Here is a 14,514-nt window from a genome sequence, read left to right as displayed (position 1 = left end):
TTTCCCGACATCTCATAAGGAGTTGCTCTCATGGCAGCCAAAGACGTCAAGTTCTCCACCGATGCGCGCGACCGGATGCTGCGCGGCGTGGAAATTCTCAACAACGCCGTCAAGGTCACGCTCGGTCCCAAGGGCCGCAACGTCGTCATCGACAAGTCGTTCGGCGCGCCGCGCATCACCAAGGACGGCGTCACCGTCGCCAAGGAGATCGAGCTCGCCGACAAGTTCGAGAACATGGGCGCCCAGATGGTGCGCGAAGTGGCCTCGAAGCAGAACGACGCCGCCGGCGACGGCACCACGACCGCGACCGTTCTCGCCGCCGCCATCATGCGCGAAGGCCTGAAGTCGGTTGCCGCCGGCATGAACCCGATGGACCTGAAGCGCGGCATCGACCTTGCGGTCGAGGCGATCGTTTCGGACCTGAAGAAGAACTCCAAGAAGGTCACGTCCAACTCTGAAGTCGCGCAGGTCGGCACGATCTCGGCCAATGGCGACGAGACGGTCGGCAAGATGATCGCGACCGCCATGCAGAAGGTCGGCAACGAGGGTGTCATCACCGTCGAGGAAGCCAAGACCGCCGAGACCGAACTCGACGTCGTCGAGGGCATGCAGTTCGATCGTGGCTATCTCTCGCCCTACTTCATCACCAACTCCGAGAAGATGGTCGTCGAGCTCGAGGATCCCTACATCCTCATCTTCGAGAAGAAGCTGTCGTCGCTCCAGACGATGCTGCCGATCCTCGAAGCCGTCGTCCAGACCGGCAAGCCGCTGCTCATCATCGCCGAGGACGTCGAGGGCGAGGCCCTGGCCACGCTCGTCGTCAACAAGCTCCGTGGCGGCCTGAAGGTCGCGGCCGTCAAGGCTCCGGGCTTCGGTGATCGCCGCAAGGCCATGCTCGAGGACATCTCGATCCTGACCGCCGGCCAGATGATCTCGGAAGACCTCGGCATCAAGCTCGAGACCGTGACGCTCGCCATGCTCGGACGCGCCAAGAAGGTGCGCATCGAGAAGGAGAACACCACGATCATCGACGGCGCCGGCAAGAAGAAGGACATCGAAGGCCGCGTTTCGCAGATCAAGGCGCAGATCGAGGAGACCACCTCGGACTACGATCGTGAGAAGCTCCAGGAGCGTCTGGCCAAGCTCGCTGGCGGCGTCGCGGTCATCCGCGTCGGCGGCGCGACCGAGGTCGAGGTCAAGGAGAAGAAGGACCGCGTCGACGACGCCCTGAACGCGACCCGCGCGGCCGTGGAAGAAGGTGTCCTGCCGGGCGGCGGCGTTGCTCTCCTGCGCGCGCTCCAGACTGTCAAGTCGATCAAGACCCAGAACGACGACCAGAAGACCGGCGTCGAGATCGTCCGCAAGGCGATCATGGCGCCTGCCAAGCAGATCGTCGACAACGCCGGTGATGACGGCGCCGTCGTGGTCGGCAAGCTGCTCGAGTCGAAAGACTACGCCTTCGGCTACAACGCCCAGACCGGCGAATACGGCGACCTCGTGAAGATGGGCATCATCGACCCGACCAAGGTCGTGCGCACGGCGATCCAGGACGCGGCTTCGATCGCCGGCCTGCTGATCACCACCGAGGCGATGATCGCGGAGCTTCCCAAGAAGGACTCCCCGATGCCGATGGGCGGCGGCGGCGGCATGGGCGGCATGGATTTCTGATCCAAGCTTCTCCTGGCTCGCAAGAGAACGAAGGCCCGGCGCAAGCCGGGCCTTTTTCGTTTGGGGGCCTCCGGATGGCTTTGGGCAGAGCATCCCATCATGGTGAGCCACTGTTAGCTCCCCCCTCCGCGTCATTCCGGGCGCAGCGAAGCGGAGACCCGGAATCCATCGTAAGGTATTGCGCTTTATGATGGATTCCGGATCTGCGCGGCTGCACCGCTTGTCCGGAATGACGTCGCAATTGATTGAACGAGACCGGGAGTCGTCGAGGGGCGCTTCCAGCGCTTGAATCGCAGCCGCCCGCCGTGATTATTTCCAGATCGGAAAAGATGGAGCGGGCATGGACCGGTTCGGCGATCTCGACGTCTTCGCCCATGTCGTCACCGCCAAAAGCATGTCGGCGGCCGGGCGGCAGCTGAAGCTTTCGCCGGCGGTCATCTCCAAGCGCATCCGACGGCTCGAGGAGCGGCTGGGCGTCCGGCTGCTCCAGCGTACGACGCGGCAGCTCTCTCTGACCGAGGCGGGCCAGGGCTTCTACGAGCGCGTGGTCTCGATCCTGTCCTCGATCGAGGATGCCGAGGCCTGGGTCGCGAGCGGCTCGGGGCAGGCGCGCGGCACGTTGCGCGTCTCTGCGCCGACCTCGTTCGGCCGGATGCATATCGCGCCGCATCTCAAACCCTTCCTCGACGCCAACCCGCTGGTCAATGTCGAGCTCATTCTGGGCGACGACTTCGTCGATATCATCGGCGAGGGCTTCGACCTGGCGGTGCGCATCGCCGATCTGCAGGATTCCAGCTTCGTCGCGCGGCGGCTGGCGCCCAACCACCGCGTCCTCTGCGCCGCGCCGGACTATCTGGCTGCGGCGGGGATGCCTGCGAATATCGACGAACTCGCCCGCCACACGCTGATCACGCACAATGCCGACCAGTGGCGGCTCGACGGACCGTCCGGGCCAGTCATGGTCCGGGTCGGCGGGCCGCTTCGGACCAATTCCAGCGAGGTCGTGCGCGAGGCGCTGCTGGCGGGCGTCGGCATCGCGCTGCGCTCGACCTGGGATGTCGGGCCGGAGCTGAAATCGGGCCGGCTGGTGCGCGTGCTGCCACGTTACTCCGTGGGCCAGCGCGTGGCTGTCCATGCCGTTTATCCGAGCCGGCGGCATATGGAGCAGAAGGTGCGCGCCTTCGTCGATTATCTCGCTGAACTCTACGGCGCGACGCCCTATTGGGACGAGGGGCTGAAGCTCTAACCTGCCTGTCAATTTTCAATCTTCACTATAGTTGCGACAATCTTTGCGAAAACGGCTCAAAGCGCTGCAATATGCTCACTGCATCAGCAACGGAGACGGGATCGCGATGGGACGGGTTCATGCAGCGCGGGCGACGGGCTTCGCGGCCATCCTGGCCATCGCAATCGCCGGCACCGAGGCGCAGGCCCAGGCCCAGTTCAAGCACGACGGCAATGGCCGCATCATCGCGATGACGAACCTGTCGCCGACTGCCGACTGCTTCCCCGAGATCGCGACAGGGACCGTCACCGAGCGCGAGTTCGAGAACGGCGTCGTGCGCGGGATCACCTTCCGCGACAACACGCATGGCGAGATCGGCATCAATGTCCCCGCGCTCTACAACTTCGCCAGCCCGGCGACGCAGGCAAAAGTCGTCGAAGGCTATCAGGCCCTGCTCGGCGCCGACCATGCACTGAGGATCGGCTTCAAGGTCTGCGGGGCGGCCGGACGGATCAAGAAGCTCGACGCCATCTCGCTGGTGGGCGCGCGCGCAGCGCCGGCGAAGCCGATCGCGGATGCGGAGGGCGACAGCGTGCTGACCCGGACACCAGGCAGCAACGACCCCGATCAGGCCCTGCTGCGCTCGCCGGGGACGGCGCCGGAGCAGCGCGTCGTGGCGGCGCAGCCGCCCGTGGCCTCACCGCCTCCGCAGGCGAAGCTAACGCCACCTGCCGCTCCAGCGCCCGCTGCTACCGAGGATGCCGAGGAAATGGACGGCTGGAGTACATCGAACGACAGCGGCTGGAGCAAGATGGGAGTCGCAAGTGGGATGCACTACATCACCATCTGGCTTCGCTGCACGCATCGGACCGGCATGGTCGAGGCGTGGGTCGATGATCCGAAAGCCCGCTATCGCGTCGGGTCGAGACAGTCCTTCACGCTCACGGCTGGCCTGCAAAGCATCTCGGCTCAGGGCAAAACCAGCTATAACGACATGGATGATGTCCGGCAGATCGAGGCCCGTTTCCCGTTCGACGCAATACGTCCGGTGATAGCAGAAATGGCACGCGGCAATCCGTTGACGATCACGAGCCGCGCCGGGCGAACCGTGGTTGCTACCGCCGGCTCCGACAAGGCCGCGCCGGCGTTCCTCTCGGCCTGCTCCAGCGGGCGCTGAGACAACTCCCACCCAATCCCTGTCCTTTCCACGCCCCTCACGGAGCCTCCATGACCGCGCCCATCCCCTTTCGCGCAGCCCTTCTGATCTGCGCCATGACCGCAGCCGCTTCCGCCTCGGCGCAATCCGCCCGCGAGCCGCGTTTCAAGTTCGACGGCAGCGGAACGCGGTTGATCGAGGTCTCGAACCTGCCCGGCACGGAGGGCTGTGCGCCGGCGACCAGTACGGGCCGGATCACCAAGCGCCATATGGAAAATGGCAAATTCACGGGCGTCACTTTCAAGGACGCCCGATACGAGGACCATATCAATCTGCCGGACGCGTCGGAGTTCAGGAGCCGCGCGACCGGCGAGCGCGTGCGGGAAGCGCTCGACGGATTGCTCGTCCCGGGCGCTCAGTTGCGGATCAGATCGGCGGCCTGCGGCGCAGCCGGACGGATCGTCGTCTTGTCCTCCGTGACCCTTGTCGGGGCGCAGGCCGAGCAGCCCAAGCCGGCGGCAAGCGCCGAGCGAGCTCAAGCGACGCTCGGCACCGAAGCGGCAAAACCGGCCGAGCGTGATGACGCCGACCGGGTTCTGTTGCAGGTGCCGGGCGGTTCGCGCGAGCCGTTGGCCGCTGCTCAAGCCGAGCGCAGCGACGCAGGCGTCCGGGCCGAAGCTTCGCCACCCAGCCTACCCAAGCGGACGGCCTGGCGCGCGAGCGCGCCGACGAAGGTCCAGTTCGACATGGCGATCGCTTCGACCGACCGCGCTGCGGGCTGGTCGATCAGCTGCATGAGGAACGTCAAAGGACAGGTCCATTTCAGCAACTGGCTGGTCGGATCGCGCAGCTGGCGTCCGAACGCGCAAACGCCACGGATCGCGATAGACGGCGTCGTGGTGAAGTGGGAGATCGATGGTGCCGATGAGGGCGTCGTCCTGAGCGACAGCATGCAGGACAATGCGACAGCGCTTTCTCCCAATGCGCTGATGCAGATCGCCCGTGGCGAACGCCTCGTCATTGCCGGATTCGGCCCTCGCGACAGACCGCGCGACATCGTCTTCGACATATCCGGTGGCGAGGCCGCATTTGCGTCATTCCAGGCGAGATGCCAGACCTTGCCGCGAAGCTGACCGGTCTACGGGGGTGGCCCCAAGCTCAACCGGCTCTTCATCTGCGGCACGACATCGCTCTACGCGGTTATCACCCGCACCAATGGCGCCGTGCGGCCAAAAGGCTGAGGATTCGATCGGCCAAGCGACACGGTTCCATGCCTCGTCTGGCATAGCGCTTGCTGACTTGTACGCACCTTCCTGCGAAATGGTGCTTACATGTTCAAACGCTTGGCAATATTGGCCGCCCTCGCCTTTTCCTTGACCACCGCGGCCGGGGCAGAGTCGGTGGTGCGCTACGGCATCTCGCTCGCCGATATCCCGCTGACATCAGGACAGCCGGACCGTGGCGCCGGCGCTTACAAATTCACCGGCTACACGATCTACGATCCGCTGGTTGCCTGGGAGATGGATGTCGCCGATCGCCCCGGCAAGCTCGTCCCGGGTCTCGCAGCTGAGTGGAAGGTAGACGCCGCCGACCAGAAGAAGTGGCTTTTCACGCTGCGCGATGGGGTCAAATTCCATGACGGCAGCGTACTCGACGCGGCCGCCGTGGTCTGGAACCTCGACAAGGTGCTAGACGAGAAGGCGGCCCATTACGACCGACGCCAGGCGGCGCAGGTCAAGCCGCGCCTGCCCTCGGTCGCGAGCTACCGCGTGGTGGACCCCAAGACCGTCGAGATCACCACCAAGGCGGTCGATTCCTTCTTTCCCTACCAGATGCTCTGGTTTCTGGTCTCGTCGCCCGCTCAATACGAGAAGGTCGGCAAGGACTGGGACAAATTCGCGATGACGCCCTCGGGCACCGGCCCGTTCAAGCTGGACAAGTTCGTGCCGCGCGAGCGCGCCGAACTGGTGAAGAACCCCGACTATTTCGACAAGAAGCGCCTCGCCAAGGTCGATCGCCTGATCCTGCTGCCGATGCCGGAGGTTCTGGCGCGCACCAATGCGCTGATCACCGGCCAGGTCGACATGATCGAGACGCCAGCCCCCGACACCGTGCCGCAGCTGAAATCGGCGAAGATGCGGATCGTCGAGAACGTCACGCCCCATGTCTGGAACTATCATCTGTCGGTTGCGCCAGGCTCGCCCTGGACGGATGTTCGGCTGCGGAAGGCCTTGAACCTCGCCATCGACCGCGAGGGCATCGTCGCTCTCCTGAACGGGCTGGCGCGCCCGGCCATCGGCCAGGTCGATCCGACCAGCCCGTGGTTCGGCAAACCCAGCTTCCAGATCAAGTACGATCCGGAAGCTGCGAAGAAGCTTTTGGCCGAGGCCGGTTATTCGACACAGAAGCCGCTGAAGACCACCTTCGTGATCGCGCAGGGCGGATCGGGACAGATGCAGTCGCTGCCGATGAACGAGTTCATCCAGCAGAACCTCAAGGATGTCGGGATCGAGATCGAATTCAAGGTCGTCGAGCTCGAAGTGCTCTACACGCGCTGGCGCAAGGGTGCGAAGGACGAGATGAATGCTGACGTCTCCTCGAACAACATCGCCTATGTCACCTCCGACCCGCTCTACGCGATCATCCGCTTCTTCCACTCCAACCAGGTCGCGCCGGTCGGCGTGAACTGGGGGACCTGGTCGAGCCCGGCGGTCGACGCCCTGCTCAATGAAGCCGCCACGAGCTTCGACGTCGCCAAGCAGGACGAACTGCTCGCCAAGGCGCACAGCCTGATCGTCGACGACGCGGTGCTGGGCTGGGTGGTGCACGACACCAACCCGCATGCGCTTTCGCCGAAGATCAAAAACTTCGTGCTGGCCCAGCACTGGTTTCAGGACCTAACGACGATCGGGGTGGATTGATCCTTTTGTCATTCCGGGGCTTCGCGAAAGCGAAGAACCCGGAACCCACGACCGGGAGAGCGTTTGTGATCGGGCTCACATAGTGTCTCACCCAGTCGTGGGTCCGGGTTCGGCCTTTGGCCGCCCCGGAATGACAGGAGCGCCCGAATGGCAACCAATCTGCCGCCTCAAGGCTTGGGCGTCTCGCCTTTCATGCGGGCGACGATGAACGGCATGGCGATGCCGATCATCAGGAAGCGAACAAGGTGATGGGAGCCGACATAGAGCGTGTCGAGCCCCATCGCGAAAGCCAGCATCGCCATGGCTTCCAGCCCGCCCGGAGCGAACGCCGTCATCGCGCTCGCATAGGATACGCCGGCAAAGCGCGCCGCCGGCCAGGCGAAGGCGAACGCCACGCCGATCGAGACGAAGAAGCCGCCAATCGCGAGCGGAAACAGGCCGAGAAGCTCGTTGCGGGGGATGTGGGCGATGCGGCCGCCCATGGTCGAGCCGAGCAGAACCAGTACCGCCGTCTGGATTTCGGTCGGCAGATTGCCTTCGACGAGCCCCGTCCCGTGCAGTAAGGCGCTGGCAAAGGTCGCGCCGAACATCATCGGCGCGGCCACGCCGAGGCGCTCGAAGACGAGCCCGACTGCAAAGCCGCAGAGCAGAAGGAGCAGCATCGTAGCGGCGCCGACCGCCATCGACGGCGGCATCGACGCGGCCGGATGGAGGCCGGTCATCTGCATGGCGCTCGGGAGCAGTGCGACCAGCACGAGCAGGCGAAAGAGCTGCACGACCGAGATGCGGCCGATATTGGCGCCCTTGGCCTGCGCCACGGCGAGCACGGTCGCAAGCGCTCCGGGCGCCGAGGCAAGCAGCGCGTCGATCCATGGCCAGCGCGCGACATAGCGCAGATAGGCACCGCCGGCGATCATGATCGCAGCCACGCCGATCACGAGAACGGCAAGCGAGGCCGGATAGCGCGCTGCTGTCGCCAGCGATTCAGGCGTCGCGGCCGAGCCGATGATCGTGCCGGAGAGCAGAACCGTCGCATCGAACCAGGATTTGCGCAGGAGCGGAAGCGGGCGAATGAACGCAACCGCGGCGCTCAGCATCATCGACCCGGACAGCCAGGCCGCGGGCACGCCGAGCAGGGCGAAAGCCGCACCACCCAGCGCGGCGATGCCGATGACGACGGCCTCGCGCGACAGAACAGCGAACGGGGACGAGGGATAGCCGAGCAGCGCCATCTGGCTCCGAGCGTCTGAGGACAGCAGCGACGCGAGCGATCTCATGACCGTCCTGCAAGCGGGCGTCAAATCGGGACATGCATAAGGGCATAGGCTCGTCCCAGCTGTCATGAAGGGCTTCTATAGCCCCACCGATCTGGTTCGCGCGCAGCGCTTCAGATGGCGGCGAGCGCCCTCTGCAGCCGCGCCACGACCTCGACCAGATCCGAGGCCTTGCGGGCAAAACACAGGCGCAGCCCCGTTTCGCCGCCGGCACCGAAGGCCGTTCCCGGCGCGAGACCGACATTGGCCCTGTCGACGAGTTCGATGGCGAGCGCGCGCGAATCCTCGCGGCCATCGACCGAGAAGAACTGGTAGAAGGCCCCGTCTGGCGGGGCGAGCGTGACGCGATTGGTCGCCTTCAGCCCCTCTGCGATGATCCTGCGTCCCTCGGCCGCACGGGCGATCTGCTCGGCGACGAAGGGCTCGCCCTCGTCGAGCGCGGCGATGGCGGCACGCTGGACGAAAACCGGCGAGCCCGAGGTCGAGTACTGGATCAGGTTCTCGATGATCTGGCCGAAAGCGGCGGGCGCCTCGATCCAGCCGATGCGCCAGCCGGTCATGGCCCAATTCTTCGAGAAGGTCTGGACGAAGAGAACGCGGTCGTCCTCGTCCATCACGTCATGGAAGGAGGCGGCGCGGGGCGAGCCGTCGTAGACGAAACGGGCATAGATCTCGTCGGCGATGATCCAAAGGCCATGCTTGCGCGCCAGCGCCAGGATCGCGGCAAGTTCATCCTTTGTCGCCGTCCAGCCGGTGGGGTTGGCGGGCGAGTTGATGGCGATCGCGCGGGTCCTGGGCGTGATCGCGTCCGCCAGCCGGTCGAGATCGAGCGAGAAGCGGCCATGGACATAGTCCATCGGGACGTTGATCGGCACCGCCCCGGCCACGCCGATGGCCGCGGCGACGTTCGGCCAGGCCGGCGTCGGGATCACGACCTCGTCGCCCGGGCCGGTGATCATGCGCACGACGATCTGGACCGACTGCATACCGGAGCCGGTCACGAAGAAGCGGTCCATCGCGAAGGGCTGGCCATAGAGCGCGGTGTGATAGCGCGCCAGCGCCTCGCGCAGATCCGGGATACCGCGCTGCCAAGTGTAGAAGGTCTCGCCGGCGGCCAAGGATTTGTTGGCGGCGCGCGTGATGAAGTCTGGCGTCGGCAGATCACCCTCGCCGACCCAGAGCGGGATCAGCCCGTCCTTCAGCCGGCCATGATTGACGACCTCGACGATGCCGCTCTCGGGCGCGTTGCGGGCCTCGGGGCGCAGGTCGGAGATCAGGCGGGCGCCCGCAAGCGTCGTGGTCGTCATGAGATCGGCCTCGCAAATGTCATGTCCTGCTTTAGCCGATGGCGGCGGAAGGAGGCATGAAATCGCGAGATCGGGTCGATCGGTCGCGGTGATGAATCATCGCGACCGATCTTGGGAATCAAACTGCTTTCTGCTTCAGCAAATCGCGGATTTCGGCGAGCAGCACGACGTCTTCGGCCGGCGGCGGAGGCGGGGCGGCAGCTTCCTTGCGCTTAAGCCGGTTGATCGCCTGCACGACGAGGAACAGCACGAAGGCGATAATCACGAAGTTGATCGCCACGGTGATGAACGAGCCATAGGCCAGGACCGCACCCTGCTTCTTCGCCTCCACCAGCACCGGAGCGGTGACGGCCTCGTTCAGGCCGATGAAATAATTGGAGAAATCGACGCCGCCGAGAGCACCGATGAACGGCATGATGACGTCCGAGACCAGCGAGTCGACGATCTTGCCAAAGGCCGCGCCGATGATCACGCCGATGGCGAGATCGACGACATTGCCCTTCAGGGCGAATTTCTTGAACTCCTCGAGCATGGCTCAGGCCTCTTCTCTGGTCGCTGTCCTCAGAACAGCGTGACTGGTCGCGTCGCGGCGAGATTAAAACGCTAACGGAGTCGGAGGTCGGTTAGAAGCCCGACGGTCGCTGGTGAGGGCAAACCCTGTTGATGGCTGACGATTGCCGGCAACAACCACACCGAATGGGCTATGGCGAGGGTCGAGTGTCAGCGCTAGGCTGGGCAGGCGCCGGAGCCTGAACGGACAGCCGCTGCTCAGCGCCGGCGAAGGAGGCCGAATGATCCCCGCCTGGTCCGTCATCCTGGTCGCGCTCGCCTATCTGTGCGGCCTGTTCACGGTCGCTCATGTCGCGGACACGTCGGGCCGGCACCTGATGAGCGGGCGGGCGCGCACGACGATCTATGCGCTGGCGCTCGGCGTCTACTGCACCTCCTGGACGTTCTACGGCTCTGTCGGCTTCGCCAGCAAGGCCGGGCTCGACTTCCTCGGAATCTATGTCGGGCCGATTCTGGTGATCGGCTTCGGCCACCGTTTCGTCTCGCGTATCGTCGAGATCGCCAAGTCGCAGAACATCACCTCGATCGCCGATTTCGTCGGCGCACGCTACGGCAAGAGCGAACGGGTCGCCGCGTTGGTCTGCATCGTCGCGGTGATCGGGGCCCTGCCCTACATCGCGTTGCAACTGAAGGCGCTTGCCAATTCGCTGTCGGTCTTCCTGACCGCCGTCGGCGGGCAGGCCCTGACGCCGGACGTGCCGATTCTGAGCGACCTGGCTTTCTTGGTCGCGATGGTGCTGGCGGGCTTCGCCTGCGCCTTCGGTACGCGCCATATCGATGCGACCGAGCATCAGCACGGGCTGGTGCTCGCGATCGCGGTGGAATCGCTGATCAAGCTCGTCGCCTTCCTCGTCCTCGGCATCTTCGTGGTCTACGGCCTGTTCGACGGCACCGCCGACCTCTTCACCCGGGCCGCCAATCTGCCGAGCGGCGTGCCGCTGTGGGAGCGGACCTCGAACTGGCCGACCTTCCTGACGCTGACCCTGCTGTCGGCCTGCGCCTCGCTTCTGCTGGCGCGGCAGTTCCACATGACCATCGTCGAGAACCGCGACCCGCGCGATGTCCGCCGCGCCGCCTGGATGTTTCCGCTCTATCTCGTCCTGATCAATCTCTTCGTGCTACCGCTGGCGATGGCCGGCGAACTTCTGATGCCCGGCCCCGGCATCGACCGCGACATGACCGTGCTGCTGCTGCCGCTGCAGCACAAGGCGGGGATGATCGCGCTGCTGGTCTTTGTCGGCGGCCTGTCGGCTGCGACCGCGATGGTGATCGTCGCCTCGGTCGCGCTGGCGATCATGATCTCGAACCATCTCTTCATGCCGCTGCTGCTGCGCGGGCGCGGGGGGCTAAGCGATCCGGCGCGATCGGTCGCCATGTTGACGTCGCAGAGCGCCAATAACGGCACGGCCGGCGGCGATCTCGGCTCGAAGGTCGTCATCATCCGGCGGATTGCGATCCTGATCGTGATCCTGCTCGGCTATGCCTATTATCGCGCGGCGGGCGAGGCCGCGCTGGTCTCGATCGGCCTTTTGTCATTCGCGGCGACGGCGCAGATCGCGCCGGCCTTCTTCGGCGGACTGGTCTGGCGACGCGGTACGGCGCTGGGCGCCGCGGCCGGGCTGACGATCGGCATCGTGACCTGGGCCTATACGCTGCTGATGCCGAGCCTGGTCCACCCGGGAGGGGCGTGGCACACGATCGTCACGGAGGGTCCGCTCGGCATCGCGGCGCTGCGGCCGGAAGCCTTGTTCGGCCTCGACTGGCCGCCCTTGCCCCATGGCGTCTTCTGGAGCCTTGGTTTGAATGTGCTGGCCTATATCGGCTTTTCGCTGTTGCGCCCCGCGAACGCGATGGAGCGGCTGCAGGCCAATGCCTTCGTCGAATCCGGCCATGCTACGATGGCGCAGTCCTTCTCGCTGTGGCGCTCCAGCGTCACGGAGGCCGAGCTGCAATCGACGATCGGGCGCTATCTCGGGCAGGAGCGGACCCAACGCGCTTTCGAGGGCTTCGCGGCCAGCCGCGGCGCGGCCTCGATCGGCAATCGCGAGGCCGACATCCATCTGCTGCGCTTCGGCGAGCACCTGCTCTCCTCGGCGATCGGCGCGGCCTCGTCGCGCCTAGTGCTGTCGCTGCTGCTGCGGCGGCGCAACCTCTCGACCGAGGCCGCCTTCAAGCTGCTCGACGACGCGTCGGCGGCGCTTCAGTACAATCGCGACATCCTGCAGCACGGGCTCGACCATGCCGGCCAGGGCATCACGGTGCTCGACCGCGACCTGCGCCTGCTCGCCTGGAACCAGGCCTTCATCCAGCTCTACGATCTGCCGCCCTCGCTGGTGCGGTTCGGCACGGGACTTGATGAGGTGGTGCGCTTCAACGCGGCACGCGGCGCCTATGGCGACGGCCAGCAGGACGAGTTGATGGCGGCGCGCCTGCAGAGCTTCGTGCGCGATCGCGAACCGGTGCGGCTCAGGCTCTACCCGTCGAAGAAGGTGATCGAGATCCGCTCCAATCCGCTGCCCGATGGCGGCGTGGTGACGACCTATACCGACATCACAGAGGCGGTCGAGGCGCAGGAGGAGCTGGAGCGGACGAATGAGAGCCTGGAGCGACGCGTCGTCGAGCGCACCGAGGAGATCCTGCGGGTCAATACCGAGCTGCAGCGCGCCAAGGGGGAGGCCGAGGAGGCGAACGCCTCGAAGACGCGGTTCCTAGCGGCTGCCAGCCACGACATCCTGCAACCGCTCAATGCGGCCCGGCTCTATGCCGCTTCGCTGGTCGAGCGCGACCGCGCTGCGGGACATCCCGACCTAGCCGACAACATCGACGCCTCGCTCGATGCGGTGGAGGAGATCCTGACCGCGCTGCTGGAAATCTCGCGGCTCGATGGCGGCGCGCTGAAGCCCGAGATCACGTCCTTCCGTGTCGACGAGCTGATGCGGCAGCTGCAGCGCGAATTCGAGCCGAGCGCGCAGGAGAAGGGGCTCAAACTCGTGCTGATGCCGACCACGCTGGCGCTGCGTTCCGACCGGCGGCTGCTGCGCCGGCTGATGCAGAACCTGATCTCGAACGCGATCAAATACACACCGAACGGAAAGGTGCTCGTCGGCTGTCGCAGACGGGGCGGACAGATCAGCGTCGAGGTGCTGGATACGGGGCTCGGCATCCCGCAGAGCAAGCAGAAGACGGTGTTCCGCGAGTTCCAGAGGCTCGACCAAGGCGCCAAGGTGGCGCGCGGGCTCGGCCTCGGGCTGTCCATCGTCCAGCGCATCGCGCGCACGCTCGACCACCGCCTGACGCTGCTCTCGACGCCCGGACGCGGCACGCGCTTCTGCGTGCTGGTGCCGCGCGCCTCGCCGCTGCCGGCGATGACGACGGGCGCCTCGCCAAGACAGGCTCCGGCCGGACAGCTGGCAGGATTGAGGCTACTCGTGATCGACAACGAGCCGGCCATCCTCGACGGGATGAAGCTGCTGCTGGAAGGCTGGGGCTGCACGGTCGATACCGCCGCAGGCCTGGACGAGGCGCTGACCCTGCGCGCGACGAAATGCCAGCCGGACGTGGTGATCGCCGACTACCACCTCGACAACGGCAACGGGCTGAGCGCGATCAGCGCCTTGCGCGAGCGCTCGACAGGGTCAATGCCCGCGATCCTGCTGACGGCCGACCGGTCGCCGCAGGTGCGTGAGGCGGCGATGGCGCTGGAGGTGCACTTGCTCAACAAGCCGCTGAAGCCCGGCGCGCTCCGGGCGCTGCTGGCGCAATGGCGCGCGACGCGGCTGGCGGCAGAGTAGGCCGAGCCCGATCTGCGCGTGTCAAGCGTCCGACGATGGAGCGGCTGCGCGCAGCGCATCCTCCGAAGCGAGAAAGGCCGCGACCTCGGGGCTCTGCGGCGGGCTTTCGGCATTCCGCCCGATTTCGCCGAGCAGCCGCGCAACCGGCACGAAGCTGCGTTCGCGCTTGTCGTAGAGGGCCGCGCGCACCAGCGCGACGGCCGCCACGATCTCGGCGCCGTCGCGACCGCGGCTCAGGACGCGATGCTGCATCACGAGCCAGGATTGCGTCCAGCAGAGGATTTTCGTTTCGACCCGGAAGGGCCGGAACAGCCGCAGTTCGCGTCGAAACCGAATGGTGCCGGCATTGACGACGGGCAGCCAGCGATGGCGCAGCACGGCGCGCCAGAGGCCGCTGCGGAGCATGAGATCGGTCCGGCCGAGATCCATCAAGGTCCAGTAGCGGCCGTTGTTCATGTGCGGGCTGGTGTCGAGATCGTTGAACCAGACCCGGAAGCGAAGCACGGACGGCGCGAAGGGAGCAACCAGCCTCGGCCGGAACGGTGTCGCCAGCAGCAGCCAGAGCAGTCGGAACCAGAGATTCATTTCGGCCTTGGATTTCG

Annotated in this window: 10 protein-coding genes; 6 read left to right on the top strand and 4 right to left on the bottom strand. The window is 65.7% G+C overall.

Going from position 1 to position 14,514, the window contains the following annotated elements:
- Positions 1-30 precede the first annotated feature (30 nt).
- From groL to AXW83_RS01270, 5 genes are all read left to right on the top strand, one after another.
- Positions 31-1,668 (top strand): chaperonin GroEL, encoded by a 1,638-nt coding sequence (gene groL, locus AXW83_RS01290; RefSeq protein ID WP_066609941.1) that lies wholly within the window; start codon positions 31-33, stop codon positions 1,666-1,668.
- A gap of 340 nt (positions 1,669-2,008) precedes the next feature.
- Positions 2,009-2,914 (top strand): LysR family transcriptional regulator, encoded by a 906-nt coding sequence (locus tag AXW83_RS01285; RefSeq protein WP_066609940.1) that lies wholly within the window; start codon positions 2,009-2,011, stop codon positions 2,912-2,914.
- 106 nt (positions 2,915-3,020) lie between these two features.
- A complete protein-coding gene (locus AXW83_RS01280) occupies positions 3,021-4,070 on the top strand; it encodes a hypothetical protein (RefSeq protein WP_066609939.1) in 1,050 nt (349 codons plus the stop codon).
- A gap of 50 nt (positions 4,071-4,120) precedes the next feature.
- Positions 4,121-5,182, top strand: coding sequence for a hypothetical protein (locus AXW83_RS01275; protein ID WP_066609938.1), 1,062 nt, complete (start codon positions 4,121-4,123; stop codon positions 5,180-5,182).
- Positions 5,183-5,380: 198 nt separating this feature from the next.
- Entirely contained in the window at positions 5,381-6,970 is a 1,590-nt protein-coding gene (locus AXW83_RS01270) for an ABC transporter substrate-binding protein (RefSeq protein ID WP_066609937.1), read from the top strand.
- Between the two features lie 167 nt (positions 6,971-7,137).
- Here the strand turns inward: AXW83_RS01270 and AXW83_RS01265 are convergent, their stop codons facing one another.
- The 3 genes from AXW83_RS01265 to mscL form a co-directional block, all read right to left on the bottom strand.
- Positions 7,138-8,247: an AbrB family transcriptional regulator gene (locus AXW83_RS01265; protein ID WP_168166040.1), complete on the bottom strand. Its 1,110-nt coding sequence runs from the start codon at positions 8,245-8,247 to the stop codon at positions 7,138-7,140.
- A 110-nt stretch (positions 8,248-8,357) separates the two neighbouring features.
- The gene (locus AXW83_RS01260) at positions 8,358-9,551 is read right to left on the bottom strand and encodes a pyridoxal phosphate-dependent aminotransferase (protein ID WP_066609934.1); all 1,194 of its coding nucleotides are present in this window, start codon (positions 9,549-9,551) and stop codon (positions 8,358-8,360) included.
- 118 nt (positions 9,552-9,669) lie between these two features.
- The gene (gene mscL / locus AXW83_RS01255) at positions 9,670-10,083 is read right to left on the bottom strand and encodes a large conductance mechanosensitive channel protein MscL (RefSeq protein WP_066609932.1); all 414 of its coding nucleotides are present in this window, start codon (positions 10,081-10,083) and stop codon (positions 9,670-9,672) included.
- 259 nt (positions 10,084-10,342) lie between these two features.
- On the opposite strand from mscL, the gene AXW83_RS01250 reads away from it, so the two are divergent.
- Positions 10,343-13,912, top strand: a complete 3,570-nt coding sequence (locus AXW83_RS01250) for a hybrid sensor histidine kinase/response regulator (protein WP_066609930.1) — start codon at positions 10,343-10,345, stop codon at positions 13,910-13,912.
- A 21-nt stretch (positions 13,913-13,933) separates the two neighbouring features.
- Here AXW83_RS01250 and AXW83_RS01245 read toward each other — a convergent pair whose 3' ends face one another.
- Positions 13,934-14,497, bottom strand: a complete 564-nt coding sequence (locus AXW83_RS01245; RefSeq protein ID WP_066609928.1) for a thioesterase family protein — start codon at positions 14,495-14,497, stop codon at positions 13,934-13,936.
- Between the last annotated feature and the right edge of the window lie 17 nt (positions 14,498-14,514).

This window comes from Bosea sp. PAMC 26642, assembly GCF_001562255.1.
Taxonomy (GTDB): domain Bacteria; phylum Pseudomonadota; class Alphaproteobacteria; order Rhizobiales; family Beijerinckiaceae; genus Allobosea.
The sequence above is the reverse complement of the archived record's forward strand: the minus strand, read 5'-3'. Positions and strand labels throughout refer to the sequence as shown.